This is a genomic window from Anaerosporobacter mobilis DSM 15930 (assembly GCF_900142955.1).
GTDB classification, from domain to species: Bacteria; Bacillota; Clostridia; order Lachnospirales; family Lachnospiraceae; genus Anaerosporobacter; species Anaerosporobacter mobilis.
Map to the genome: position 1 here is coordinate 128,972 of NZ_FRCP01000010.1, position 26,564 is coordinate 155,535.

Here is a 26,564-nt window from a genome sequence, read left to right on the forward strand (position 1 = left end):
CACATATAAAAGAAATATTAAAGTAGTAAAGGTGAGAAATCCCCGTTTTCATTTATAGTGGTGCCAGCAAGGCATGGGGATTTGATACCCAAATCTGTAACTCAAATATTATACAGGCATTAGAACGTAAACTTACGAAAGTAAGCCTTCGTCCTAATGCCTTTTTTGGTGAATAGTTACACGCTACGTATCATAAGATAGAATGAGAATATATCGTCAGGATAAGACAGGATATGATTAAGAAAAAAATTATTACAATGGTAGCGGCTGCACTATTTCTTGTAGGAATTTCCACAGCTGTTGGCATTAAAACATTTAATGTATTCAATGAGAAAGGGCAAAATAAAGAGCCACTCATTCCTAAGTGCACCGTTATTATTGATGCAGGACATGGTGGTTTTGATCCAGGTAAAGTAGGAGTTAATAATGCCTTAGAAAAGGATATTAATTTATCGATAGCATTAAAATTAAAGAGTTTATTAGAGCAAAATGACATTCGGATTATTATGACACGTGAGACAGATGAGGGATTGTATGAAGAATCCGATTCAAACAAAAAGAATGCGGACTTGAGAAAAAGAGTAGAGATTATTAATTCTAGCGACGCGGTAATTGCAGTTAGCATTCATCAGAATTCATTCCCTGAAGAAAGTTCTAAAGGAGCACAGGTATTTTATCATAGTAAGTCACCGGAAGGGAAAATCCTAGCTGAGATTATACAAGAGCAGATAAAAGAAACAATTGGAGATGGCAACCATCGTCTTGCAAAATCCAATGAAAGTTATTATATGTTAAAGAAGACAGAAAATCCGCTTGTTATCGTAGAATGTGGGTTTTTATCTAATTGGAAAGAATCGGAGTTGCTTGTAGATGATGCGTACCAAGCTAGGATGGCATGGGCAATTCACCTTGGGATTATGAATTATATTAATACATATGTATACGAATAGGTACGAAACAGTATTGCCTATGTGTTTTATAGGTTCAGTAATAGGCGTAAAACTTATATGATTTGAAAAAACATTTGCAAAATCGGCAAAGGTATGCAAATATATTAAGTAGTGTTATAATAGAAGTAATAAAAGCAGTCACGTATAGATACGAGGAAAGTTTTACCAGGGAAAAGGCGATGAAAGTTATGAAAACTATAGTTAAGAAGATAAATGAAGAAAACATGGAGCCTGGTTGCTTGGAAGATGCGGCTTCCATATTACAAAAAGAAGGATTAGTTGCGTTTCCAACTGAAACGGTGTATGGACTTGGTGGGGATGCGCTAGATACGGAAGCGGCTAAGAAGATTTATGAGGCAAAGGGAAGACCATCGGATAATCCATTAATTGTTCATATTGCGGATATGGATAAACTTGTGGATCTAGTAGAAGAAATACCAGAAAAAGCATATCAGCTATCGGATAAGTTTTGGCCGGGTCCGTTGACTATGATTATGCGTAAGAGTAATAAAGTACCATATGGTACGACCGGTGGATTAGATACCGTGGCTATTCGTATGCCTAGCAATAAAATTGCACTTCAATTGATTCGTGAATCAGGTGTCTGCATTGCTGCACCTAGCGCTAATACATCTGGTCGGCCAAGTCCAACGAAAGCGGAACATGTAATAGAGGACCTTAATGGTAAGATAGATATGATTATTGACGGTGGAGCTGTAGGGATTGGATTAGAATCAACTATTGTAGATTTGACCTCTGAGATACCAACAATTCTTAGACCAGGATTTATCACGAAAGAGATGCTTGAGGAAGTTATAGGAAACGTTGAGATTGATGAGACAATTATAGCAAAGAAAACGGACCCAAATCTCAGACCCAAAGCACCTGGAATGAAGTACAAACATTATGCGCCAAAGGCAGAGCTCACTATTGTAGAAGGTACAGAACAAGCAGTAGTAGATACGATCAATGAATATGCAGCGCAGAAGATGGAAAAAGGATTTCGGGTAGGAGTTATTGCAACGGACGAAACATTTGCGAGGTATAAGGCGAGCTGCGTAAAGACGATTGGTTCGAGACATGATGAAGAACAGATTGCTAGAGGATTATATGCAATTCTTCGGGATTTTGATGAGCAAGAGGTAGATGTCATTTACTCAGAGGGATTCGCAGATAGTAAGCTAGGTCAAGCTATTATGAATAGATTGCTAAAAGCAGCGGGTTACCATGTAGTGGAAGTGTAACAACGGGGGTGGATATTATTGATTAAGTATGAAAGATTGATTTTTGTATGTACGGGGAATACTTGTAGAGGACCTATGGCTGAAATGATTTTTAGAAGCTTAGATACAGAAAGCGATATGGAAGTAATGTCACGAGGATTGGTGGTTTTATTCCCAGAACCATCGAATCCGAAAGCGGATACGGTATTACGAAATCATAATCTATCAATTGGAGATCATATTTCTAAACCTCTAGTACCCGAGGATATTGATGAGGATACCCTAATTCTAACAATGACACTAGAGCAAAAGGAAAAAGTACAGCGTGACTATGAGAATTGCGTGAATGTATATACCTTAAAAGAGTTTATTGGAGAAGAAGGGGATGTAAGTGATCCATATGGAAAAAGTCTTACAGACTACGAAGAATGTTATGTTGAACTAGCTAGACTAATTAAGAAAACAGTTTATAAACTAAACGAGGAGGACTAACAAATGATAGCATTAGGTTGTGATCATGGTGGATATGAGTTAAAGAAGGAGATTGTGGGGTATCTAGATGCGAATCAGATTCCTTACAAAGATTTTGGCTGTGATAGTACAGAAGCAGTTGATTACCCTGTGTTTGCTAAAAAAGTTGCGAAAGCTATAGTAGAAGGTGAATGCGATAAAGGGATTCTTATATGTGGAACTGGTATTGGAATCTCCATTGCCGCTAATAAAGTAAAAGGCATACGTGCAGCATTATGCCATGATGTGTTCAGTGCAGAAGCAACAAGACTCCATAACAATGCTAACATTCTAGCTATGGGTGGAAGAGTTGTTGGACCTGGATTAGCAATTAAGATTGTTGATACCTTCCTTAATACAGAGTTTTCTGGTGATGAAAGACATATTTGTAGAATTAGCCAAATCGAAGAGTAATTCAATCGTTACTCAATAATACAAGTGAATAAATGACGTTGATTTGAAATCTATTCAAATTAACGTCATTTATTCACGTATGGATATAAAAGTACGTAAAGCGTACTTATATTTGTTTTGTAAAGGATACATAATATTTACAAATAAAGACAGACTGTAAAAGATAAGGAAAATGCTTAATAACAACATATGCCAAGAGTCGATATAATAGGAAATAAGTCGCAATAAAGGTCAAGAAAAGGTAGAAGATCTACAGAAATCAAGCGATTGGAAAAGATTAGATGGTATTTTAAGCCTTATTTTATGGACCTTTTAAAAAAACAATGGTATAATAAATTTATATTTTCATACAATAGGTAGAAATTCCCATAATATTCGCATACGTTGTCGATTTTTATAATGATATAAATGAGAAGTATTATTGGATTTATTTTAGTGTTTAGCAATAGGGTAAGGGAGTTACTATGAATAAAGATAATAGAGAAATTTTTCGAGCTTTGAGCTTAATTACTCAGATAGGAGTCACCTTATTAACGACTGTATTTATAAGCATATTTATCGGTTACAAGATGGATGAAAAGTTTGGAACAAGTTTTTGGTTCCCTATTTGGTTAATAATTGGACTATTAGCAGGGTTTCAGAATATTTATCGCCTTGTTAAGAGATTCTATTTTAAGGATAAAGTAAAAGAAGACAAGGAGTTAGAATATTTTGAAAGTTTAAAGAGTAAGAGTTCTGCTAAGAAATGAGATAAACTGTATAAATAATAGTAATTTTGCATAGCTAAATGGTATAGGGAAACTCCCATTAAATAATTCACGAAGTTAGGAGATTAAATGTATGAAAAATATGAATGAAACATTAAAAGATTTAATCATCGGTATCGTTTTGTTTATGTTGATTGTTTGCATAATTGGTGCATTGGTTTCAAATAATAAACTATCGTTTATATTAGGCGATATCCTTGGTTCTCTTATTGCGGTTTTGATTGCAATTCATATGAATGCAACAATATCAAGAGCCCTTCATATGAATGAGGAAGGTGCCGCAAAGTATACGAAGAAGATGTCTATTCTTCGTCTTATTATTATGGGTTGCGCAGTTGTAGTGGCATTAACACTTCCAGAAGTGTTCAATCTGATAGGTACATTATTAGGTATATTAGGTCTTAAAATCAGTGCTTATTTACAACCGTTAACTAATAGATATATTACTAAAAAAATATTTTAACGAAGGAGGATGAGAACGTGTATCAAGGGATAGCTACCGTGTCCGGTAGTTTTACCAAAATGGGATTGCTTCGTGCATCTCAGGAGGTCGACTTTGGAATTACTGGGTACCAGGAATATACGTTGTTTGGACATGAATTATATCTGACCACAACGCATATTTCAATAATTGTTGTTATGCTAGCATTAATTATATTCGCCTTAGTTGCCAATCGAGTAATTAAGAAAGCTGATCCCAACAAAGTACCAGGTACTTTCTTAAATATTATTGAGTATATTGTAGAAGCAATTGATAACTTGACAGTGGCCAATATGGGTTCTAAGCATGGGCATAAGTTCTCCAATTATATCGGAACATTATTTATGTTTATATTGTTATCCAACCTATCCGGCTTGTTTGGCCTTAGACCACCAACTGCCGATTATGGTACTACGCTTGCACTAGCGTTAATTACGTTTGCTATGATCCATTACAATGGATTTAAGTACCAAAAAGCAAGTCATGTAACAAATTTGTTTAAGCCGTTGTTGTTATCGCCAATTAATATCATCGGTGAAATTGCAACACCATTATCACTGTCCTTACGTTTATTTGGTAATATTTTATCTGGTACAGTTTTGACGGGACTTATCTATGGACTGTTACCAAAATTATTAACATTAGTGTGGCCAGGTGCTTTACATGCATATCTTGACGTATTCTCTGGAACTATCCAAGCATATGTATTTTGCATGTTAACTATGGTCTTTGTCTCAAACACATTTGAAGAAGAGTAGAATCAAAGGAGGAAATTAATTATGGAAAGAGCTATCGTATTAGCAGCTTCAGCTATTGGAGCAGGAATCGCAATGATCGCAGGTGTTGGTCCTGGTATAGGGCAAGGTTATGCTGCAGGACAAGGTGCAGCAGCAGTTGGACGTAACCCAGGAGCAAGAGGAAATATCATGTCAACAATGTTACTTGGACAAGCCGTAGCCGAAACTACAGGTCTTTACGGTTTCGCTGTAGCTATTATCTTATTATATGCTAACCCACTTTTAGGTAAACTTTAAGATAAAAGCCTAGACTAAACCGAAGGGAGGTCAAAAAGTGAGTAGTATAATACTTGCAAGTACAGGTGTACTTGAAGCTAGTGAAGGTATGGCAGGAAGAATCTTTGGTCTTGATATGCAGTTATTTGTTGATGCAGCAATTCTTGCATTAGCAGTTTTTGCATTATTTACCTTGTTGTCTTATCTTCTATTTAACCCTGCAAGGGAACTGCTAAGAAAACGCCAAGAAAAGATTAAATCTGAGATGGATTTTGCAGCAACTGAAAAAGCAGATGCTGTCTCTTACAAAGCAGAATACGACAATAAGTTAAAGTCTGTAAATAAAGAAGCAGAAGTAATTCTTAGTCAAACTAGAAAAAAAGCACTAAAAAAAGAAACAGAAATCGTTGATGAAGCGAAAGCAGAAGCTACTCGTATCATTGACAGAGCGAATAAAGAAGCTGAGCTTGAGAAGAGCAAGATGAAGGATGAAGTGAAACAAGAAATGATATCCGTTGCTGCTATCATGGCTGGTAAAATTATATCAACTTCAATTGATGAAGATGAACAAGCTAAATTAATTGAAGATACATTAACAGAAATGGGTGATGATACATGGCAAAGTTAGTTTCAAAAACCTATGGTGAAGCATTATTTGATCTTGCTTTAGAAGATGGAACACTAACTACCATTATCGAAGAAGTGAATGTAGTAAAGGAAGCAATGAAAAAGAATCCTGATTTACTTAAGCTTCTTAGTCATCCTAAGATTAAGAAAGAGGAAAAAATATCTGTAATTGAGAACATATTCAAAGGAAGAGTATCGGATTCTTTGGTAGGATTCTTGGTTATTGTTGTTCAGAAGGACAGATACGATGACCTTGATGGTATATTCGAGTATTTTGTGGCTAAAGTTAGAGAATACAAGAATATTGGAGTAGCGTCCATTACATCCGCTGTTGAATTAGCAGAGGAACAAAAGAAGCATATAGAACAAAGGTTGCTTCAGACTACAAAGTATAGCCAGTTTGAGTTGACTTTCCATGTGGATAAGAGCTTAATTGGTGGATTAGTTATTCGTATTGGAGACAGAGTTGTGGATAGTAGTATTAAAACGAAACTACAAATGCTTGCAAAAGACTTAAGAAATGCAACTGTGTAAACGAACGAAGGACGAAAATTGTAACTAGTCAAGAGCCAGAGCGTAGGATTGCGTTGATGGAAATGGGTAGTTATAAACGATAAGAACAGGAAAGAAGGTGCTTATGTATCATGAATTTGAGACCAGAAGAGATTAGTTCTGTAATCAAAGAACAGATTAAAAATTATAGTACAAAGTTAGAAGTATCTGACGTAGGTACTGTAATCACAGTTGGTGATGGTATTGCACGTATTCACGGTCTTGAAAAAGCAATGCAAGGTGAACTACTTGAATTTCCTGGCGACGTTTATGGTATGGTATTGAACCTAGAAGAAGATAATGTAGGTGCCGTATTACTGGGTGATACAAAGAATATCAACGAAGGTGATACAGTTAAGACAACAGGTAGAGTAGTAGAAGTTCCTGTTGGGGATGCATTACTAGGTCGTGTTGTTAATTCTCTTGGTCAACCTATTGATGGTAAAGGACCAATTGATACAGATAAATATCGTCAAATTGAAAGAGTTGCATCTGGTGTTATCTCAAGAAAATCCGTAGATACGCCATTACAAACAGGTATTAAAGCGATTGATGCCATGGTTCCAATCGGACGTGGACAACGTGAGCTTATTATCGGTGACAGACAGACAGGTAAAACTGCCATTGCCCTAGATACAATCATTAACCAAAAGGGACAAGGGGTTAAATGTATCTATGTTGCAATCGGACAAAAAGCCTCTACTGTTGCAACAATCGTTAAAACATTAGAAGAGCACGGTGCAATGGATTATACAACTATAGTTGCATCTACAGCAAGTGAACTTGCACCATTACAATATATCGCTCCATATTCAGGTTGTGCTATGGGTGAAGAATGGATGGAAGCAGGACAAGATGTATTGATCGTATATGACGATTTAAGTAAGCACGCAACTGCTTACCGTACACTTTCCTTACTACTTCGTAGACCACCAGGTCGTGAAGCTTATCCAGGTGATGTATTTTACCTTCATTCAAGACTACTTGAAAGAGCTGCACGTCTTTCAGATGAACTTGGCGGTGGTTCTTTAACAGCATTACCAATCATTGAGACACAAGCTGGCGACGTTTCTGCGTATATTCCAACAAACGTAATCTCTATTACAGATGGACAGATTTACCTTGAAACAGAAATGTTCAATGCCGGTTTTAGACCAGCCGTTAACCCAGGTTTATCAGTATCTCGTGTTGGTGGTTCTGCACAAATTAAAGCGATGAAGAAAATTGCTGGTCCTATTCGTATTGACTTAGCGCAATATCGTGAGTTAGCATCCTTTGCACAGTTTGGTTCTGATCTAGATGCGGATACGAAAGAAAAGCTTGCACAAGGTGAAAGAATCAGAGAGATGCTTAAACAGCCACAATATAAACCAATGCCAGTAGAATATCAAGTTATTATCATCTATGCTGCTACTAAGAAATATCTTCTTGATATCGAAGTAAGTAGAGTCTTAGAATTTGAAAAAGAATTCTTTGATTTCCTTGATACGAAATATCCAGAGATACCTTCATCAATTAAGAATGAAAAAGTAATCAGCGATGAGACAGAAAGTGCACTTGTTAAAGCTATTGAGGAATTCAAAAAAGAATTTAATCGTGGATAGAGAGGTGTGACGTTATGGCCTCAATGAGAGAGATCAAGAGACGTAAAGGCAGTATACAAAGCACCCAACAGATTACCAAAGCCATGAAGTTAGTTTCTACTGTAAAACTTCAAAGAGCAAAAGGTAGAGCAGAGAGTTCTAAGCCATATTTTGATTACATGTATGACACTGTTAGCTCAATGCTCGCTAAATCTGGTAATATCTCGCATCCATATCTACAAGCAGGAGATTCACCAAAGAAGGCAATTATCGTAATTACCTCTAATCGTGGACTTGCTGGTGGATACAATTCAAATATTACTAAGTTAATCAGGAATTCTGATATTAAGAAGGAAGACGCTATAATCTATGCAGTAGGAAGAAAAGGTAAAGAAACCTTAGCACGCTACGGTTATGAAGTAAAAGCGGATTATTCTGAAGTAATAAATGAACCTATGTACAAGGATGCAGCTGAAATAGGTGCTGCGGTATTAGAAGCGTTCTCAAACAATGAAGTAGGCGAGATTTATCTTGCTTATACTAGATTTAAGAATACAGTTACTCATATCCCTAGTCTTATTAAATTACTTCCTATTGACCCTAATATGGAAAAGAGTTCGAAAGAAGAATCAGAAGCAAACTCTGTAGAGGCTCTTACGTTGATGAACTATGAACCTAGTGCAGAAGAAGCATTGGATATGATTATCCCTAAGTATATGAACAGCTTGATCTATGGTGCTTTAGTAGAAGCTCTTGCTAGTGAAAACGGTGCAAGAATGCAAGCCATGGATTCTGCTACAAATAATGCGGAAGAAATGATTAGCGACCTTTCGTTAAGTTATAACCGCGCAAGACAGAGCTCAATTACGCAAGAATTAACAGAAATTGTTGCAGGAGCTTCTGCAATTAACTAGAAAAGGAGTGAAACAGAAGAATGGCAGATAAAAACGTTGGTAAAATCACTCAGATTATCGGTGCGGTACTTGATATAAAGTATAGTGAAGGTAAACTTCCTGAAATATATGATGCAATTGAGATTCCTACAGCAGATGGCGGTAAATTAGTTGTAGAAGTAGCACAACATCTTGGTGATGATACAGTTAGGTGTATTGCCATGGGTCCTACAGACGGTTTGGTTCGTGGTATGGAAGCCATTGCTACAGGTGCACCAATATCTGTACCAGTTGGTGAGGCAACACTTGGACGTATGTTCAATGTACTTGGTCAACCAATTGATGATAAACCAGTGCCAGAAGGCGCCCGGTTTAATCCTATTCATAGAAAAGCACCTGCATACGAAGATCAATCTACATCTACTGAGATGTTAGAAACAGGAATTAAGGTAGTAGATTTGCTTTGTCCATACCTTAAAGGTGGTAAGACTGGTCTATTTGGCGGTGCTGGTGTAGGTAAAACAGTTCTTATCCAAGAGCTTATTACAAACATCGCAACAGAGCACGGTGGATACTCTGTATTCACAGGTGTTGGTGAAAGAACAAGAGAAGGTAATGACCTTTATTATGAAATGATGGAATCAGGAGTTCTTAATAAGACAGCCATGGTATTTGGTCAGATGAATGAACCACCTGGAGCGAGAATGCGTGTTGGTCTTACTGGACTAACCATTGCTGAGAACTTCCGTGATAAAGAAGGAAAAGACGTATTATTATTCATTGATAACATATTCCGTTTTACACAAGCTGGTTCTGAGGTATCCGCATTACTTGGACGTATGCCAAGTGCTGTTGGTTACCAACCAACTCTTCAAACAGAGATGGGTGCTTTACAAGAGCGTATCACATCGACTAAGAGTGGTTCTATTACATCAGTTCAAGCTGTATATGTACCAGCCGATGACTTAACTGACCCAGCTCCAGCGACTACATTCGCCCATCTTGATGCGAAGACAGTACTTTCACGTTCGATTGTAGAACTTGGTATCTACCCAGCGGTAGATCCGCTTGAATCCACTTCAAGAATTCTTGATCCAAATATTGTTGGTGAAGAACACTACAAAGTAGCTCGTGGAGTGCAAGAGATTCTTCAAAAATACAAAGAATTACAAGATATTATCGCAATCCTTGGTATGGATGAATTATCAGAAGAAGAAAAACTTATTGTATCAAGAGCAAGAAAAGTACAAAGATTCCTTTCACAGCCTTTCAACGTTGCAGAACAATTTACAGGCTTAAAAGGTAAATATGTACCAATTGCTGAAACAATTCAAGGCTTTAAAGAAATTATTGAAGGTAAACATGATGAGATACCGGAGAGTTATTTCCTTAATGCAGGTAATATAGATGACGTTCTTGCCCGTGTTAAGTAAGTTAGTTCAGTGTGAATGAAAATACGCATTGTTACTGGAAAGTTGAGGTGCTTGAATGGCAGATACAAAAACATTTAATCTACAAATCGTTACACCTGACCGAATCTTCTTTCAAGGCGATGCTGAGATGATTGAACTTAAGACAACAGAAGGCGACATTGGTGTATTTAAAGATCATATTCCTTTAACTGCAATCATTGCACCTGGTATACTTAAGATTACTAACAATGGAGAGGTAAAGGAAGCTGCTTTATTAAGTGGATTCCTTGAGATTCTTCAAGATAAAGTAATCATATTAGCAGAATCATGTGAATGGCCAGATGAGATTGATATTAATCGGGCCAATGAAGCAAAGATTCGTGCAGAGCGTCGTCTTAAGGGAACAGATGCAGGACAAATCAATACGACTCGTGCAGAGATGGCGTTACGCCGTTCCTTGATTCGTATTGAATTAGCCGAAAAGTCAGGTCACTAAGATAGTTGAAAACAGCTACACAGCCGTTTATGGTTGTGTGGCTGTTTTTGCTTTATTCCGCCTCCAATGTTTAAAAAAATAAATTATGGAAATAATTAAGACATTACAAATTATGTTAAATTATCTTAAAGATATGGGGGCAATTTTATGAGTCATGATATAGAGAATTCACAAAACTGGATTGCGGTAATCTTTAGAACCATCAAGAAGGTACCGCAGTTACTTAAAGGACAAAACAAAAAAGTAAAGAGTATTGCTTATGTAGTAGCTATCCTTTGGATTGCGGTTTTATCCCAGCTATTTGTTAATCGTTTTTTTACAGATGATAGCAAATTAGTTGATGCATTTACGAAAGCTAATTCGGTAATTATGGATAGTAATTTATATCTAGTAGCTGATATGGGAACGGATTATATGAGCGAAGAAGATGAAAAGAATCTATTACAGTATGTGTTTTCAGGGATAGGTTTAACAGATGAATGCAAAATTACTCGTGGAGATGATACAGATACTATCTTGACTAAGAGAGAATCCGATCAATCTACCACTATTATTAAATTAGTAAGAGATCGTGAGAAGACGAAAAAAGATACGTATCTGGTTAGGAGATATCTAATAATAGACATTACTATTAATGAAGATGTTAATAGCATACTTTCCTATAAGAAAAAAGCAGAGAAGATTGTATCCAAATTAGAAGCAGCGACTTATGAAAGCCAAGTGACTTTTACAGGGACATATGATGGTAAATTAAGTATAGAAGAGCGCAATAAAATCACGGATCGATTTGTCAAAGATCTGCAGGCAAATGTGGTAGTAGAGCAGCGAGGAGATGAGTTGTATACAGTCTATGCATATACGGGACTTATTAATGATTATGTTAAGTCTGAAGGAAATAAGATTAATGTTAATATTGCATTCAACTATAACGAAAAGAAGAATAAAACAAATCTGTATGTAGCAACTCCAATATTAAATCAAGATTATTAGAAAAAGATTATTGTGCCCCGTTATCTAATGGGTCCATAAATAAGAGAAACAACAGTGATATATAAGATAGCACATATCATTTTTTGCCTCATATATTAGATAGTGATATAGTAATGAGGAGATAAATCATGAGTAATGATAAATGTAAAAGCAGTGAAACTAACAATGAGTACATTGATTTCTTAACAAATAATTACTTAAGTTATGATGATATGTACCGTCATATGGTAAATGCAAATACTGCCAGCAGATTTCAAAACACAGATGAGAATCAAGATTTTGAGAATATAATTGAAGAAAATGTAGATGAATTTGCCGAAGAAGATATGCAAGAAGCATCTGAAGACATGGCTGAAGAGTTCGAGGAATATTTTTATGGTGAAGGAATGTCAAATGATGATATGGATTTTGAAGAACTAATTAATGAATACAGGAATGGTGGTTATGATCCTTATCGAATGCCAATCGGAGTTACCTTGTCAAGGGGTAGTTATCAAGAGGATATGGTAAATTATTTTCGTCCTAATCATAGAAAAGTAGAAGAAGATAGACTTGATGATGATATTGATTATATGAAGGGTATGTATCCAAGAGCTGCTAGAATAGTGCTACAGTGTATCGAGGATGAGTGTGATAAGTTAGAATATACCGGAAGTTGCATGTTCGATGAATATCCGGATTTTACGAATATCAACAGAATAGTTGTTCGTATCTATGAAAACGTTAAGAATATGAATATGAATGTAAATGAAAATGATAATAAAGATGGCGAGGTAGAGATTAAACAGTGTTGTTACGATAGATATTGTCCATATAACCGTTGTGTAGAGTGTTGTGACGATGGTACGCCAAACTGGCTATTCCAGATGGTTCAAACGATGTTCCTTCAAGAGATGGCTAATCGTAGAAGAAGATATCGTTATCGTAGATGGAGATAAGCTAAACTAAAAAGAGGCTGTTGCAAGTTCTGGTTGTAGTAACACAAGAGATTGCAACAGCTTTTGTTTGCGTAATTATATAAAAATAAGAGTATTTTAAGAATTATATGGTTGTAGAATAGTGGGAAAGTAGGTACAATATAACTTAGTGGAAGGAAATCAAGCACGAACGAAGTTCGTATTTGATTTCACCCACTAAGTTAGCGATAGAACGAAGTTCTAGAGCGTAAGATTACACGAAGTGTAAGACCGCGGCTCCGAAGGAGTTATAAGTTAACAAGTCTAAACTATAAGATAACCCACTAAGTTAGCGATAGAACGAAGTTCTAGAGCATAGGATTACACGAAGTGTAAGACCGTAGCAAATTCAAGGAACTTGACTTGAAGGAGTTATAAGTTAACAAGTCCGTAAAACTTAGGCGTTTGTGAAACTCTTTGTAATGACGACAAACATATTAATATGTTGTTGGCATGGAGAAGAGTTTAGCAATTGCCTAAGTCCATAAAACTTGTTGAAAGGAGATAAAACAATGGATAGCAATGTTGTCTCAGTACTTGAGGAAACTTTAAATATAGATTTATTAGATATTATTATCAGTAATCCAATTAAAAAAGATGGGGTCACAAAGATTAAGATAAGACCAATTCTTTTACAAGGAACGTTATTATTTCAAGTAGAACAGTTTGAAGGAAAACAGGTTTTTCATAGTAATGATGCCAAAGAAGTTATTATGGAAAAGGCAGAGCGTTGGCTAGGTGAGGAATTCAAACAAGTAGAAGTAAGATCAAAAGAGAAACAATATATTATACTAATCAGCAAAAAAGGTAAGGTTACAATTAAGAAGAAACAACAGAAGGTGATTGGAACAAAGCAAAACCTAACACATAATCGTACAAAACAGTATCTATTACAAGAAGGAACAGTTGTTCCTTTCTTAGTAGACCTTGGAGTTATGACAGCGGAAGGGAAAATTGTACATGCCAAATACGATAAATTCAAGCAAATTAATCGTTATCTTGAGTTTATAGAAGATATCATTCCTAGCCTAGAAGCGGTTCTAAAACAAAAAAATGAATTAACGATAATTGATTTCGGGTGCGGAAAATCATATTTGACGTTTGCTATGTATTATTACCTACATGAAGTAAAGGGTTATAATATCCATGTAATCGGCTTAGATCTAAAGGATGAAGTAATTAAGAAGTGTAATGATTTAGCAAAGAGATATGAGTATGAGAAGTTAGAATTCCTACATGGTGATATAGCAACATATGAAGGAGTAGATTTTGTGGATATGGTTGTAACCTTACATGCATGTGACACCGCCACCGATTACGCCCTTTATAAAGCAGTTATGTGGGGAGCAAAAGTAATCTTATCTGTACCTTGTTGTCAACATGAGGTGAATAAACAGATTCAATGTGAAGTATTAGACCCTATACTTAAGTATGGTTTAATTCAGGAAAGAACGGCAGCACTAATTACGGATTCTATGAGAGCATCCTTACTTGAGATTCTTGGATATAAGACACAGATTCTTGAGTTTATTGATATGGAACATACCCCAAAGAATATTTTAATACGTGCAGTAAAAACTGGGACATGTACTAATCAGAAGGAATTGATAGAAGAATATATTCGCTGTAAGGAATATTTGCATATCGAACCAACATTATATAGTTTGTGTAAAGAGTACATTACGAAGCTCTAAGCAATTACCTAAATAAATAAAATAGATGGAAGGAATAGTATGTTAAAACACATTTACCGATTTGTAGTGTTAGTAATAGTATTTGTGGTATCAATTTTCTTCATGGGTAATAATATTAGGGAAGAAGAGGTTGAAAGTGGTGCAACAACCACAATGTCAGCTACCACATATCCAGTAATGTATATTGAGACAGACCGAGGGCTCATGAATCCGTTACATGGTTATAGTACCAATATTGATGCAAATATGATACGTGAAACTATTACATTATTAGATAATGATCAAGCGGTTACTGTCAGTATTGATCAAAAGAAATTAACAGTAAAGAAGATTAATTACGAAGTACGTGATAATAATCAATACACGCTAATTGAAGAAGGTTCCATTAGTGCTCTCACACAAACAGATGATAATAAAACAGCTAAGATTAAAATTAAAGAGATATTAGAAGAGAATAAAGAGTATGCTATGAAGATTACCGCAGTAACTTCAACCGGGGAAAAGATACATTTCTATACAAGAATAAAGAAGATTCTTAACGCGCATTTGAATGAGAAATATGATTTTGTAGAGCAGATTCATGAGTCCATTCTAAACAAGGACGAAGCCGCAGGAATCGGTAGTTATTTGGAGACAAATTCTACAATGGATAATTCTAGTTATGCTTATGTGAATATCAATTCCAGTTACGATATGGTTATGTGGGGCAGTCTAAAACCTACACTTATATCAGATGTAATAACACGAATCACAGAGATGAATCAAGAAACGGCTTCTTTTGTATTAAAATATAAAGTAGAAGTGGAAACGGATACTGGAGTGGAGCAATATACGGTTTCAGAATTCTTCCGCGTAAAATATACGGCAGCTAGAATGTATCTGCTCTATTATGAAAGAAAGGCAGAAGCCGCCTTTAATCCAGATTATATGAGTATCAAGAAAGGGGAACTTAAGATTGGTGTGTCCAATCTATATGATTTACCTTTCTTAACGGATGAAGCAGAGACTAAACTTTGTTTTGTACGTAATAAGACATTGTGGTATTATGATATGATAGCCAATACCATGGTTAAAGTATTTACCTTTGAGCAAAAACAGTCGGATTTTATAAGGGATTGCTATGATCAACATGATATTAAAATATTGAATATTGATGCAGATGGTAATATAGATTTTGTTGTATATGGTTATATGAATCGTGGTGAATATGAGGGTCGTACCGCAGTTATATTATATCGATTCTATTCTGTTGAGAATCGTGTGGAAGAACAAGTATATATTCCAATGAATGTTCCTTATGAAGTTATGAAGCAAGACTTAGAGGGATTTAGTTATGTTAATCGTTCAAGTGTATTCTACTTCTCATTACAGGATCAGATATTTGCTTATAATATGATTACTAAGAAACTAGAGACAATCGTAGAAGAGGCAGACCCCGACAATATAATGATTTCACAAAAAGACTCCTATATTGCATGGACAGATAACAGTGAGTTAGGAAAGGCGTCTAGTATCATTTTGCTTGATTTAGAAACAGGAGCTAAGAGTTATATCAAGGCAAAAGAAGGGCAAAGTGTACGTATCTTTGGCAAGATAAATGAAAATCTAATATTAGGATATGTGAAGGATTCAGATTTAACGATGGATACAGATGGAACAATTCTTGCGCCTGCATATAAAGTTTCTATCATAGATAAGGAACGACAAGAACTAAAAACTTATGAAGTTAAGAAATATTATACTGTGGCTGCAACGGTGAACGACAATGTTATTGAGCTAAAGAGAGTGAAAAAAACTGCAAGTAGCGAAACAAATTATGCTTTAGCAGAATCCGATTTTATACTCAACAGGACTGAAACGAATGGATCCAAGATTGAGGTAACAACTAGAGTGACGGATAAGATGTTAACGGAGTTATATCTTACAATTCCAAGTACGATTACATTAACTAAGAAACCAGACATTAAAACTACAGTTAATACCGTAATTACGGAAGACACAACGTTACGACTTGATATTGATCGTAGCAGCAGGGAACGCTATTATGTATATGCTTTAGGTGAGATTCTTGGAGTATATGACAATGCAGGAGATGCAATTGTATTGGCGGATGAAAAAATGGGATCCGTTATTAATCAGAATTTTAAAGTTATTTGGGAACGTGGGAAAAAATCCACAAGGGCAACGATTAGTAGTATAACACCGGTTTATGCAAGTAGCGGATTAACAAGTAAGAAAGCTTGTGCGAAGATGCTTCTAGCTAATTCAGGAGTTAATGTTACTGTCGGTCAAATTGGGGATAAAAACCGCTCCATTATGGATATACTAACACAGTATATGAAGAAAGAACCGATTAATCTAACTGGAAGTACACTAGAAGAGGTCCTTTACAATGTAAGTGAAGGAAGAGCAGTTATTGCCATGAAGAGTAATGGTCAAGCAGTATTAATTACGGAATACGATGAATTCAATATTACTATGATTGATCCTGAACTTGGTAGAACATGGAAAGAAGGCTACAAAGATAGTTCTAAGATGTTTGAAAAAGCAGGCAATATCTTTATTAGTTTTATAGAATAGGAGTTTATAAAACTCATTAACAAAAGAAAGGCAAGTGATAATATGGTAGATGAAAGAATTAAAACTTTGGCGAAAAACCTTGTAAATTATTCAATGAAAGTTAAAAAAGGAGATAATGTATATATACATTACGTTGGACCTACTACGCAGATGTTAGCAAAACAATTAGTGAAGGAAGTATATGCAGTAGGAGGTAATCCGTTCCCGCACTTCACTGACCCTATTGTTGAGAGGGAAATGCTTCTTAACTGTTCGGAAGAACAACTAAAGGTTATGGCAGAAACTGATGCAGCAGAGATGTCTAAGATGGATTGCTATGTTGGTATTCGCGGTACTGATAACGTTACAGAGTACTCAGATGTACCAGCAGAGAAGATGAAATTATATTCTAGCTTATATTCTACTCCAGTACATCATGACATTCGTGTTCCTAAAACACGTTGGGTAGTTCTTCGTTACCCAAACAGCTCTATGGCACAGTTAGCTAACATGAGTACAGAAAAATTCGAAGACTTCTACTTTGATGTATGTAACTTAGATTATTCTAAGATGGGAAAAGCAATGGAGAATCTAGTAGAGTACCTAAACCGTACAGACAAAGTGCACATTGTAGGACCTGGTACAGATCTTACTTTCTCAATCAAGGATATACCATCAATTCCATGTGCTGGAGATGCGAATATTCCTGATGGTGAAGTATTCACCGCACCAGTTAAAGATTCTATCAATGGTACATTACAATATAATGCACCAGCAGTATACCAAGGTTTTACATTCGAGAATATAAAACTAACTTTTAAAGATGGTAAGATTATAGAAGCAACAGCAAATGATACGAAAAGAATCAATGAAGTATTTGATACAGATGAAGGTGCTCGTTATGTAGGAGAATTTGCGATCGGTGTTAATCCATATGTAGTAACTCCAATGAAGGATACTTTATTTGATGAAAAGATTATGGGATCCTTCCACTTCACACCTGGTAACTGTTATGATGATGCACCAAACGGAAACCATTCTTCTATCCACTGGGATCTTGTGTGTATTCAGACACCTGAGTATGGCGGTGGAGAGATGTATTTTGATGACGTATTAGTTCGTAAAGATGGACGATTTGTTGTGAAAGAATTAGAGTGTTTAAACCCTGAAAATCTTAAATAAAAGTACAAGTGTAAAAGAAAATAATTGTTTTTCAAACAGCAAGTTTGTATCTGCGCTGCAACTACAAACTTGTGAAGCCAAAGTTGCAGCGTAGAAATGAGGTAAAGTATGAAACGTGTATTTTTAATAGTTTTAGATAGTTTTGGCATTGGGGAAATGCCAGATGCAGCTAATTATGGAGATGCAGGCAGCAACACAGTAAAAGCTGCCTCTACAAGTCAATATTTTCGTATGCCTAATATGAAAAAACTAGGATTCTTCAATATTGATGGAGTTGAAATCGAGAGACCAGAGGAAGACTGGGCAAAAGAAGAAGTTACACCAGTTGGCGCATATGCACGTATGACTGAAATGTCAAAAGGTAAAGATACAACGATTGGACATTGGGAGATTGCTGGTATCGTATCAGAAAAACCACTACCAACATTCCCTGATGGATTCCCTAAGGAATTACTTGATGTATTCGAAGAACGTACTGGTAGAAAAGTTATCTGTAATAAACCGTACTCAGGAACAGATGTAATACGTGATTATGGGGAAGAACACGTGAAAACTGGTGCTTTAATTGTCTATACATCAGCAGATAGTGTATTCCAAATTGCAGCACATGAATCTGTTGTTCCAATTGAACAGTTATATGAATATTGTGAAATTGCTAGAGAAATCTGTGAAGGAAAATATGGCGTGGGTCGTGTTATTGCTAGACCTTTCGAAGGGGAAGCACCTAACTTCAAACGTACTTCAAGACGTCATGACTATTCATTAGTGCCACCAAATACGACAATGCTTGATCAATTACTAGAAGCTGATTTAGATGTACTAGCTGTTGGTAAGATCAATGATATATTCGCAGGAAAAGGTATTGGAGAGATGGTTCGTACAGCTAACAATGCGGAAGGTATTGAACGTACACTTGAATATATGAAACGTGACTTTAATGGCTTATGTTTCACTAACTTAGTAGATTTTGATATGTTATATGGTCACAGAAATGACGCGGAAGGTTATGCAAAAGCACTTACTTACTTCGATGAGAAATTACCTGAAATATTAGCAGCATTAAAAGAAGATGATCTTCTCATGATTACAGCAGATCATGGTTGTGACCCTGTAACACCTTCTACTGATCATTCGCGTGAATATACACCACTTGTTATCTATGGGGATAAGATTAAGAAGAATACAAATCTTGGAACAAGAGAATCTTTTGCAGATATTGCAGCAACAATCTTAGACTACTTTGATGTTGAATCTAAAGTGGCAGGAAAATCTCTATTACCAGAGATTATGTAGTAAGAAGTACTTATAGGTGAGTGTCCGTATATCCTCACTTATAAGTATTTTATATAAATAATATAAGCCTAACTTCGCACATAAAAACTTTATTTACCTACTACTAAAAATCTTCAAGTGCGAGGTCTGAGTAAAATAAGTTAATAAACAACCCTGTTTCATTGATAAAGTTAATGAAATGTTGTATACTTGAAGTCCAATTTAATTTAATTAGGAGGTACTATTATGGCAACACCACATAATGCAGCAAAACCAGGAGATATCGCTAAGACGGTATTGATGCCAGGAGATCCATTAAGAGCAAAATATATCGCAGATAATTTTTTAGAAGACGTAACATGCTTTAATACAGTACGTAACATGTTTGGTTATACAGGAACTTATAAAGGTAAAAGAGTATCCGTTATGGGTGGCGGAATGGGTATGCCATCAATTGGTATCTATTCCTATGAATTATATCATTTCTATGATGTAGAAAGTATCATTCGTATCGGTTCAGCAGGCGGTATTGGTGATGATATCAAAGTCCGTGACGTTGTAATTGGTATGGGAGCATCAACAGATTCTAACTATGCAGAACAATACAAATTACCAGGAACATATGCTCCTATAGCAGATTTCTCACTTCTTCGTAAAGCAGTAGAGGCAGCAGAAGAAAAGAATATCAAAGTAGTTGTAGGTAACATCTTATCATCTGACCACTTTTACAATGATTATGAGAAGACAAATGAATTATGGAAAAAGATGAACATTGCAGCGGTTGAGATGGAAGCAGCAGCTTTATATATGATTGCGGCTAGAGCAAACAAGAAAGCTTTATGTATTCTTACTGTATCTGACCATGTATTCACAGGAGAAGCACTTCCTGCGGAAGAAAGACAAACAAGCTTTAGAGAGATGATGGAAATCGCATTAGAAATTGCTGATTAATTACTGTGTAGAAAGGATATGTTTTAATGGACAAGAAGAATATTTTTGGGAAGGTTGACCATACATTGTTAGGTATCACTGCTACATGGAATGATATTAAAACCATTTGTGATGATGCTATGCATTATCAGACAGCAAGTGTTTGTATACCACCTTCTTACGTTAAGCAAGCGAAGGAATATATGGGAGACAAGATGGCAGTGTGTACGGTAATTGGTTTCCCTAACGGATATAATACAACAGCTGTTAAAGCATTCGAAACCAAGGATGCTATTGATAATGGTGCAGATGAAATTGATATGGTTATCAATCTTGGCCTGGTAAAAGATAAACGTTATGATTTAATTGAACAAGAAATCAAAACAATAAAAGAAGTATGTAAAGACAAGATTCTTAAAGTTATCATAGAGACTTGTGTTTTGACGGAAGAAGAAAAAGTTATGATGTGTAAGGTTGTTACCAGTTCAGGGGCAGACTACATCAAAACTTCAACAGGCTTCTCAACAGCAGGTGCTACCTTTGATGATATTGCATTGTTTGCTAAGAACATCGGTAAAGATGTTAAGATGAAAGCTGCTGGCGGAATTTCGTCATTTGATGATGCTGAGAAATTCATCGAGCTAGGCGCGTCAAGACTTGGAACTAGTCGTATTGTTAAATTAGCGAAAAACGAAATTGGTACAGGATATTAAGATAAGTATTTGAAGATGGGGGTATTACGAAGGATTGATTATGACTTCTATAATACCCTCTCTTCTATCTGAGTTATTAGGATTCGAGAGTCCAAAGATCTTTTGGTACTTGAATACTAATATGTATATTTCAATAACTATAGAAAGGGACTTATAATGGATAATAAAGAGCTTATTAGAAAAGCAATAGATGGATTAAAATATTCCTATGCACCGTATTCTAACTTCAATGTTTCAGCAGTATTAGTTGCAAAAGATGGTTCTATCTATACTGGTTGCAATATAGAGAATGCAGCTTACACACCTTCGAATTGTGCAGAACGTACCGCTTTCTTTAAGGCAGTTAGTGAGGGAGTCAAAGAATTCGAAACGATTATTATTGTTGCAGGCAAAGGTGGTAAGGTAGAGAATATTACAGCTCCTTGTGGCGTTTGTAGACAGGTGATGATGGAGTTTTGCGACCCTAAAACATTTAAGATTATCTTAGCAAAATCAGAAGAGGAGTATAAGGAATTCACGTTGGAAGAATTATTACCACTTGGTTTTGGTCCTGGAGATTTAATCGAGAATTAATCTATAAGTTATACTTAATTGAAACGGAGATGATAAGTATGAGAATGGTGGATTTGATTACCAAGAAAAAGGAAGGCGAAATCCTTACTGATGAAGAGATTCAATTCATGATAGACGGTTATGTTAAGGCAGAAATACCAGACTACCAGATGTCAGCAATGCTTATGGCAATTTGTTTTAAGGGTATGACCGATCATGAGATGGCTGTGATGACAGGAGCAATGGCTCACTCAGGAGATATGGTTGATCTATCAGCCATTGAAGGTGTTAAGGTAGATAAGCACAGTACAGGCGGTGTAGGTGATAAGACGACACTTGTAATTGCACCAATTGTCGCAGCGTGTGGCGGTAAAGTGGCGAAGATGTCCGGTAGAGGACTTGGTCATACTGGCGGAACAATTGATAAGATGGAAGCGATACCAGGTATGAAGACGTCTCTTCCTAGAGAAGAGTTTTTTGATATCGTTAACAAAATTGGTTTAAGTGTAATTGGACAATCGGGTAATCTTGCGCCGGCAGATAAGAAACTGTATGCGCTTCGTGATGTAACAGCTACAGTAGGAAGTATTCCCCTAATTGCTTCTTCTATTATGAGTAAAAAGCTTGCAGCAGGTAGTGATAGTATTCTTCTTGATGTTAAGACTGGTAGTGGAGCTTTCATGAAGACACTTGATGATTCTATTCTATTAGCAAGTAAAATGGTAGCTATTGGTGAGCATGAAGGAAGAAAAACAGTTGCGTTAATTACGGATATGGATATACCACTAGGCAAGGCAATTGGTAATTCTTTAGAAGTAATAGAGGCGGTTCATACATTACAAGGTAATGGGCCAGAAGATCTTACAAGTGTTTGCCTTAAACTTGCCGCAAATATGCTTCATTTAACAGGAATGGGTGACGTAGAAACTTGTGAGCAGATGGCTAAAGAGGCAATAACATCAGGTAAAGCTCTTCAAAAATTAATAGATATGGTAGAAGCCCAGGGTGGTGATTCAAGGGTAATCAAAGATACGAGTGCCTTTGCCAAAGCTCCATTAAACTATGAGGTCCGTTCTGACCGTGAAGGATATATTACCCATATGAATACAGAAAAATGTGGTATTGCTTCAGTAGAGTTAGGTGCTGGACGTGCCACAAAGGAAAGCGTAATTGATTATTCAGCAGGTATTATCTTAGAAAAGAAAATTGGTGCATATGTTAAGAAAGGTGAGGTACTAGCTACCCTATATGCAGCAGATGAGAAGATGTTTGCAGATGCAGAGAAGCTTTTATTAGAAGCTTATACGATTTCGGAAGAGAAATCTGTAATTGAACCACTAATATTTGCCAGAGTTAGTAAAGAAGGAATTGAAAAGTATTCCTAATCTATGGTATAGTTTATTTGATGACTGTTAAATGATAAAGAAGTTTATACTTAAAAAATACAGTCATCAAATAAATTGAGAGAGAGGAAATTAATATGGCAAAATTTTGCGGTAAGTGCGGTAAGCCTTTACAAGATGGAGAGACCTGTTCATGTTCTCTGGGGAGTGAACAAGAGCAAGTTATAACATCAGAAGTGAGTGAAAATGAAGTAAAAAAAGAAGTAACAGTAGAGGCGAATGAACAACCTGCACAGACAATGAGCGCACAACCTATTCAAGAAGAGCAACAAGCAGGAGTTGCCGGATATATGTATGGACAATCAATGCAAGGACAACCTATGCAGGGACAACCAGTGCAAGGTCAACCTATGCAAGGACAACCTATGCAGGGACAACCTATGCAGGGACAACCAGTGCAAGGACAACCCATGCAAGGACAACCAAATAGTCAACCGAATCAATTTGGTCAACAAGCTTCTCAGGCGGCAGCAGTTGCTGGAAAATATGCTAAAAATATATGGCAGATTCTATTGGATATATGGAAAGCGCCAGCTGATAACTTAAAGAGTTTTGTTAACGAGAAGAATTTTGTTAATGCTCTTATATTAATTGGTGCAGAAGCCATATTAATGGTTCTTTTTTCATGTATAATCTTAAAGAAAGTTTATTCTATGATCATGGGTATAGTTGGAGGTATCTCTTATTATTTCTATGATGAAGTGAAGATTCCTTATCTAAGAACAATTTTTAGTACTTTAATTGGAACAGTGTTAGGTGCATGTATATTTGCTGCCATAACAATGCTTATTGTAAAGCAAGTCGGCAAAGCAAATAAAACATTTAAAGAAGCAGTTTGTATTACGGCAACAAAGAGTGCTGCTTTTCTACCATTCTTAGTAGTTGCTATTATTACCTCTTTATTCAGTTTGCCACTAACAATTATAGTGATGGCATTAGGCGGAATATTGGGCTATTTTTATGTACATACTTCATTAGATGATGGATCGATTCAAGATGGGAATAAGCATGTTTATACTTCCTTCTTAATCTATGCTGTTTATATTATTGTATCATTACTTTTAATGTATCTTTTCAGTAAGCTTTAATATTAGGAATAGAATATAAGTAAGCACTCCTTGGAACGTATAGAGCTAAAAACCAAGGAGTGTATGAAAAAATAATAGGATTATGTTAGTTAGATTTGAGAATACTATAAGATGAGATACTGGACTTTTGGGACGACTATTACTAGATACCTTGTCTAGTTGACTATATATGAAAAATAACGAAAGCTATCACGCTAGTTGACGCCAAAGAGGGTGAATAAGATTAAGATTTGCGTTATGCAGAGGAGGAATTATGAAATTATTATCAGTAGCAATACCAAGTTATAATTCGGAAGAATACCTAGGCAGAGCTGTTGAAACCTTATTAACTGGTGGAGAAGAAATAGAAATTATTATTGTAAATGATGGTTCAAAGGATGATACAGGTAAAATAGCGGACGCATATCAAGAGAAATATCCTACCATTATTAAGGCAATCCACCAAGAAAATGGAGGACATGGACAAGCTGTAAATACAGGGCTTAAGAATGCGACAGGATTATATTTTAAAGTAGTTGATAGTGATGATTGGGTAAATGAAAATTCACTAAAGAATGTTTTGAAGTTGCTAAGAAAGATGTATGATGAGAAGAAAGAATTAGATTTGCTAATTGCGAATTATGTATATGAGAATGCAAATCTAAACAAACAAAAGGCAATTGATTATAAGAGTGCAATGCCAATAGATACTATTTTTGGTTGGGATGACTTGAAGCATTTTAAACAAAGTCAGAATATCTTAATGCATTCTGTATTCTATCGTACGCAGCTATTACGGGATTGTAATTTGCAATTACCAAAGCATACTTTTTATGTGGATAATATATTTGTATATCAACCACTGCCGTATGTAAAGACACTTTACTATATAGACGAGAATTTCTATCGGTATTATATAGGGCGAGAAGATCAATCGGTTAATGAGAAGGTAATGATGAGTAGAATCGATCAACAAATACGAGTTACTAAGTTAATGATTGAATCAACGGATATATTCGCAGTTTCAAGTAAGAAACTCCGGAACTACATGTTAAAATACTTGTCTGTTATGATGATGGTGTGTTCTGTATATCTTGTTAAAATTGGAACGAAAGAAAGTTTGGATAAAAAGAAAGAGTTATGGAATTATCTTAAAACAACGAAGCCTATGATGTATAATAAGATCCGTCATAGTGTATTAGGGTATAGTATGCACCTTCCTGGTCATACCGGCCATGCTATAATTAAGATAGGATACCGCATATCTCAAAAGATAATTGGATTTGGATGATTAAAAAGGTATACAACAACTATGGGAGTTTTAATAACTTTCAGTTTGTTGTATACCTTTTTGGTTTATATATATCATCTAAAGAGATTGCAAAGCAAACGCATCAACACTTAGGATTCTACAGCTATATGATTATGACGGAATGCAATCTGTAAAGCCCGCATTGTTATAAACAATAGGAATACATTAATAACAAGCATAACTGATGACTTTGGAAGTCTGCTTAAGAATAATGCATTGTACGGAGAACCATATAAGATGGATAAGTTGAACGTATTTAAAAATATTGAGATTGCAAATTCACAGATGCTTGCTGCGATGGCTCTAGGTATGGTTACTTTACATTTGTAGAACACAATACCGAATAAAAAGCCCATTATTGCGTACGTAATGGTAAAGCCAAAGAAGAAAGAGCTTCCTTTGCCACCAGTTATAAGCATCTTCACAACATCACCTAAAGCACCCACACTAAGCCCCATGATTGGGCCGCCTAACATACCGGCAGCAGCAATGATTATGAATCCTAGACGAATCTCAATGGATTGTGTAATTGGAATATCAAAGAAAGATACTACAATGTACATAGCGACCATAAGTGCACAAAACACAAGATTACGTAGTTTACTCATGTTTGCAATTTGCTTCTTAAGATTTAGTGCCTCTTTACTTATAAAAAGCATAATAAAAACACCTCCATAATGTAGTTGGCAGCAACGTATAATACCGAAAAATCAAGGTAGTCCGCTACGTTACCACGTGTTAACAAGGTACACCTGGCTACAATATGAGATGTCTCTCAAAACTGCAGCAACGGGATGCGAACAATATACCGCAAGCCTAAGCTTTTCGTTCTAGTGACAACTCCCCGTTCACTAGACACTTAACGCATATTATTCTACTTTGCTTTGTTAGCAGATACATTATATAATTGATACCGTAATTATGTCAAGAAGTGTGTTATACGGATATGATATGGCTAGTTATTACCATTAGGAATAGAATTAAAAAACCATCTACAATTGCTTGTAAATGGT

The 26,564-nt window shown here is 35.8% G+C and carries 27 protein-coding genes and 1 riboswitch; of the genes, 26 read left to right on the forward strand and 1 reads right to left on the reverse strand.

Annotated features, from left to right (window positions below; genetic code table 11):
- The first annotated feature begins 233 nt into the window (after nt 1-233).
- The 26 genes from BUB90_RS10110 to BUB90_RS10235 all read left to right on the forward strand — a co-directional run bounded on the left by BUB90_RS10110 (nt 234) and on the right by BUB90_RS10235 (nt 25,530).
- Complete coding sequence (locus BUB90_RS10110; RefSeq protein WP_073287074.1) at nt 234-950, forward strand: N-acetylmuramoyl-L-alanine amidase; 717 nt, start codon at nt 234-236, stop codon at nt 948-950.
- A gap of 188 nt (nt 951-1,138) precedes the next feature.
- Nucleotides 1,139-2,194, forward strand: a complete 1,056-nt coding sequence (locus tag BUB90_RS10115) for an L-threonylcarbamoyladenylate synthase (protein WP_073287466.1) — start codon at nt 1,139-1,141, stop codon at nt 2,192-2,194.
- Between the two features lie 18 nt (nt 2,195-2,212).
- The gene (locus tag BUB90_RS10120) at nt 2,213-2,665 is read left to right on the forward strand and encodes a low molecular weight protein arginine phosphatase (protein WP_073287077.1); all 453 of its coding nucleotides are present in this window, start codon (nt 2,213-2,215) and stop codon (nt 2,663-2,665) included.
- A gap of 3 nt (nt 2,666-2,668) precedes the next feature.
- Nucleotides 2,669-3,097, forward strand: coding sequence for a ribose 5-phosphate isomerase B (gene rpiB / locus BUB90_RS10125; protein WP_073287080.1), 429 nt, complete (start codon nt 2,669-2,671; stop codon nt 3,095-3,097).
- A 464-nt stretch (nt 3,098-3,561) separates the two neighbouring features.
- Complete coding sequence (locus tag BUB90_RS10130) at nt 3,562-3,846, forward strand: AtpZ/AtpI family protein (protein WP_073287083.1); 285 nt, start codon at nt 3,562-3,564, stop codon at nt 3,844-3,846.
- A gap of 91 nt (nt 3,847-3,937) precedes the next feature.
- Complete coding sequence (locus BUB90_RS10135; protein WP_073287087.1) at nt 3,938-4,327, forward strand: ATP synthase subunit I; 390 nt, start codon at nt 3,938-3,940, stop codon at nt 4,325-4,327.
- Between the two features lie 59 nt (nt 4,328-4,386).
- On the forward strand, nt 4,387-5,103 hold the full coding sequence (gene atpB, locus BUB90_RS10140) for a F0F1 ATP synthase subunit A (protein WP_073287469.1): 717 nt from the start codon (nt 4,387-4,389) through the stop codon (nt 5,101-5,103).
- A gap of 21 nt (nt 5,104-5,124) precedes the next feature.
- Nucleotides 5,125-5,379, forward strand: a complete 255-nt coding sequence (atpE, locus tag BUB90_RS10145) for an ATP synthase F0 subunit C (RefSeq protein WP_073287090.1) — start codon at nt 5,125-5,127, stop codon at nt 5,377-5,379.
- A gap of 37 nt (nt 5,380-5,416) precedes the next feature.
- Nucleotides 5,417-5,986, forward strand: coding sequence for a F0F1 ATP synthase subunit B (atpF, locus tag BUB90_RS10150; RefSeq protein WP_330393777.1), 570 nt, complete (start codon nt 5,417-5,419; stop codon nt 5,984-5,986).
- The gene (atpH, locus tag BUB90_RS10155) at nt 5,974-6,519 is read left to right on the forward strand and encodes an ATP synthase F1 subunit delta (RefSeq protein WP_073287093.1); all 546 of its coding nucleotides are present in this window, start codon (nt 5,974-5,976) and stop codon (nt 6,517-6,519) included. The genes atpF and atpH overlap by 13 nt, the downstream gene beginning before the upstream one ends.
- 110 nt (nt 6,520-6,629) lie before the next feature.
- Complete coding sequence (gene atpA / locus BUB90_RS10160; protein WP_073287096.1) at nt 6,630-8,141, forward strand: F0F1 ATP synthase subunit alpha; 1,512 nt, start codon at nt 6,630-6,632, stop codon at nt 8,139-8,141.
- 14 nt (nt 8,142-8,155) lie between these two features.
- A complete protein-coding gene (atpG, locus tag BUB90_RS10165; protein WP_073287099.1) occupies nt 8,156-9,034 on the forward strand; it encodes an ATP synthase F1 subunit gamma in 879 nt (292 codons plus the stop codon).
- Nucleotides 9,035-9,054: 20 nt separating this feature from the next.
- On the forward strand, nt 9,055-10,446 hold the full coding sequence (atpD, locus tag BUB90_RS10170) for a F0F1 ATP synthase subunit beta (RefSeq protein WP_073287102.1): 1,392 nt from the start codon (nt 9,055-9,057) through the stop codon (nt 10,444-10,446).
- A 55-nt stretch (nt 10,447-10,501) separates the two neighbouring features.
- Nucleotides 10,502-10,921, forward strand: coding sequence for an ATP synthase F1 subunit epsilon (gene atpC, locus BUB90_RS10175; protein ID WP_073287105.1), 420 nt, complete (start codon nt 10,502-10,504; stop codon nt 10,919-10,921).
- A 147-nt stretch (nt 10,922-11,068) separates the two neighbouring features.
- A complete protein-coding gene (locus tag BUB90_RS10180; RefSeq protein WP_073287107.1) occupies nt 11,069-11,911 on the forward strand; it encodes a YwmB family TATA-box binding protein in 843 nt (280 codons plus the stop codon).
- Nucleotides 11,912-12,039: 128 nt separating this feature from the next.
- Nucleotides 12,040-12,849, forward strand: a complete 810-nt coding sequence (locus BUB90_RS10185) for a hypothetical protein (protein ID WP_073287110.1) — start codon at nt 12,040-12,042, stop codon at nt 12,847-12,849.
- A 530-nt stretch (nt 12,850-13,379) separates the two neighbouring features.
- On the forward strand, nt 13,380-14,561 hold the full coding sequence (locus BUB90_RS10190) for a class I SAM-dependent methyltransferase (protein ID WP_073287113.1): 1,182 nt from the start codon (nt 13,380-13,382) through the stop codon (nt 14,559-14,561).
- Nucleotides 14,562-14,600: 39 nt separating this feature from the next.
- Nucleotides 14,601-17,141 carry a hypothetical protein gene (locus BUB90_RS10195; RefSeq protein ID WP_073287116.1) on the forward strand — a complete coding sequence of 847 codons (2,541 nt, stop codon included), beginning with the start codon at nt 14,601-14,603 and terminating at the stop codon, nt 17,139-17,141.
- A gap of 42 nt (nt 17,142-17,183) precedes the next feature.
- Nucleotides 17,184-18,302: an aminopeptidase gene (locus BUB90_RS10200; protein ID WP_073287119.1), complete on the forward strand. Its 1,119-nt coding sequence runs from the start codon at nt 17,184-17,186 to the stop codon at nt 18,300-18,302.
- Between the two features lie 108 nt (nt 18,303-18,410).
- On the forward strand, nt 18,411-19,595 hold the full coding sequence (locus tag BUB90_RS10205; protein ID WP_073287123.1) for a phosphopentomutase: 1,185 nt from the start codon (nt 18,411-18,413) through the stop codon (nt 19,593-19,595).
- A 225-nt stretch (nt 19,596-19,820) separates the two neighbouring features.
- Nucleotides 19,821-20,525, forward strand: coding sequence for a purine-nucleoside phosphorylase (gene deoD / locus BUB90_RS10210; protein WP_073287126.1), 705 nt, complete (start codon nt 19,821-19,823; stop codon nt 20,523-20,525).
- A gap of 26 nt (nt 20,526-20,551) precedes the next feature.
- Entirely contained in the window at nt 20,552-21,217 is a 666-nt protein-coding gene (gene deoC, locus BUB90_RS10215) for a deoxyribose-phosphate aldolase (RefSeq protein WP_073287129.1), read from the forward strand.
- 156 nt (nt 21,218-21,373) lie between these two features.
- A complete protein-coding gene (locus BUB90_RS10220; protein WP_073287132.1) occupies nt 21,374-21,790 on the forward strand; it encodes a cytidine deaminase in 417 nt (138 codons plus the stop codon).
- 38 nt (nt 21,791-21,828) lie between these two features.
- Nucleotides 21,829-23,154 (forward strand): pyrimidine-nucleoside phosphorylase, encoded by a 1,326-nt coding sequence (locus tag BUB90_RS10225; protein WP_073287135.1) that lies wholly within the window; start codon nt 21,829-21,831, stop codon nt 23,152-23,154.
- 95 nt (nt 23,155-23,249) lie between these two features.
- The gene (locus BUB90_RS23795) at nt 23,250-24,260 is read left to right on the forward strand and encodes a Yip1 family protein (protein WP_073287137.1); all 1,011 of its coding nucleotides are present in this window, start codon (nt 23,250-23,252) and stop codon (nt 24,258-24,260) included.
- A 253-nt stretch (nt 24,261-24,513) separates the two neighbouring features.
- A complete protein-coding gene (locus tag BUB90_RS10235) occupies nt 24,514-25,530 on the forward strand; it encodes a glycosyltransferase family 2 protein (protein ID WP_073287140.1) in 1,017 nt (338 codons plus the stop codon).
- 110 nt (nt 25,531-25,640) lie between these two features.
- Here BUB90_RS10235 and BUB90_RS10240 read toward each other — a convergent pair whose 3' ends face one another.
- Nucleotides 25,641-26,210 carry a folate family ECF transporter S component gene (locus BUB90_RS10240; protein WP_084139189.1) on the reverse strand — a complete coding sequence of 190 codons (570 nt, stop codon included), beginning with the start codon at nt 26,208-26,210 and terminating at the stop codon, nt 25,641-25,643.
- Nucleotides 26,211-26,336: 126 nt separating this feature from the next.
- Nucleotides 26,337-26,435, reverse strand: a riboswitch (THF riboswitch).
- Nucleotides 26,436-26,564: the final 129 nt, after the last annotated feature.

Excerpts from the sequence above, each read along its gene's own strand:
- BUB90_RS10220 (WP_073287132.1), top strand. The coding sequence starts at position 21,374 with ATGGATAATAAAGAGCTTATTAGAAAAGCAATAGATGGATTAAAATAT.
- deoD (WP_073287126.1), top strand. The coding sequence starts at position 19,821 with ATGGCAACACCACATAATGCAGCAAAACCAGGAGATATCGCTAAGACG.
- BUB90_RS10240 (WP_084139189.1), bottom strand. The coding sequence starts at position 26,210 with ATGCTTTTTATAAGTAAAGAGGCACTAAATCTTAAGAAGCAAATTGCA.
- atpD (WP_073287102.1), top strand. The coding sequence starts at position 9,055 with ATGGCAGATAAAAACGTTGGTAAAATCACTCAGATTATCGGTGCGGTA.
- BUB90_RS10195 (WP_073287116.1), top strand. The coding sequence starts at position 14,601 with ATGTTAAAACACATTTACCGATTTGTAGTGTTAGTAATAGTATTTGTG.
- BUB90_RS10190 (WP_073287113.1), top strand. The coding sequence starts at position 13,380 with ATGGATAGCAATGTTGTCTCAGTACTTGAGGAAACTTTAAATATAGAT.
- BUB90_RS10115 (WP_073287466.1), top strand. The coding sequence starts at position 1,139 with ATGAAAACTATAGTTAAGAAGATAAATGAAGAAAACATGGAGCCTGGT.
- BUB90_RS23795 (WP_073287137.1), top strand. The coding sequence starts at position 23,250 with ATGGCAAAATTTTGCGGTAAGTGCGGTAAGCCTTTACAAGATGGAGAG.
- BUB90_RS10130 (WP_073287083.1), top strand. The coding sequence starts at position 3,562 with ATGAATAAAGATAATAGAGAAATTTTTCGAGCTTTGAGCTTAATTACT.
- deoC (WP_073287129.1), top strand. The coding sequence starts at position 20,552 with ATGGACAAGAAGAATATTTTTGGGAAGGTTGACCATACATTGTTAGGT.
- BUB90_RS10135 (WP_073287087.1), top strand. The coding sequence starts at position 3,938 with ATGAAAAATATGAATGAAACATTAAAAGATTTAATCATCGGTATCGTT.
- atpG (WP_073287099.1), top strand. The coding sequence starts at position 8,156 with ATGGCCTCAATGAGAGAGATCAAGAGACGTAAAGGCAGTATACAAAGC.
- BUB90_RS10205 (WP_073287123.1), top strand. The coding sequence starts at position 18,411 with ATGAAACGTGTATTTTTAATAGTTTTAGATAGTTTTGGCATTGGGGAA.
- BUB90_RS10235 (WP_073287140.1), top strand. The coding sequence starts at position 24,514 with ATGAAATTATTATCAGTAGCAATACCAAGTTATAATTCGGAAGAATAC.
- BUB90_RS10180 (WP_073287107.1), top strand. The coding sequence starts at position 11,069 with ATGAGTCATGATATAGAGAATTCACAAAACTGGATTGCGGTAATCTTT.
- BUB90_RS10225 (WP_073287135.1), top strand. The coding sequence starts at position 21,829 with ATGAGAATGGTGGATTTGATTACCAAGAAAAAGGAAGGCGAAATCCTT.
- atpC (WP_073287105.1), top strand. The coding sequence starts at position 10,502 with ATGGCAGATACAAAAACATTTAATCTACAAATCGTTACACCTGACCGA.
- atpE (WP_073287090.1), top strand. The coding sequence starts at position 5,125 with ATGGAAAGAGCTATCGTATTAGCAGCTTCAGCTATTGGAGCAGGAATC.
- atpH (WP_073287093.1), top strand. The coding sequence starts at position 5,974 with ATGGCAAAGTTAGTTTCAAAAACCTATGGTGAAGCATTATTTGATCTT.
- BUB90_RS10200 (WP_073287119.1), top strand. The coding sequence starts at position 17,184 with ATGGTAGATGAAAGAATTAAAACTTTGGCGAAAAACCTTGTAAATTAT.
- atpB (WP_073287469.1), top strand. The coding sequence starts at position 4,387 with ATGGGATTGCTTCGTGCATCTCAGGAGGTCGACTTTGGAATTACTGGG.
- atpA (WP_073287096.1), top strand. The coding sequence starts at position 6,630 with ATGAATTTGAGACCAGAAGAGATTAGTTCTGTAATCAAAGAACAGATT.
- BUB90_RS10110 (WP_073287074.1), top strand. The coding sequence starts at position 234 with ATGATTAAGAAAAAAATTATTACAATGGTAGCGGCTGCACTATTTCTT.
- rpiB (WP_073287080.1), top strand. The coding sequence starts at position 2,669 with ATGATAGCATTAGGTTGTGATCATGGTGGATATGAGTTAAAGAAGGAG.
- BUB90_RS10185 (WP_073287110.1), top strand. The coding sequence starts at position 12,040 with ATGAGTAATGATAAATGTAAAAGCAGTGAAACTAACAATGAGTACATT.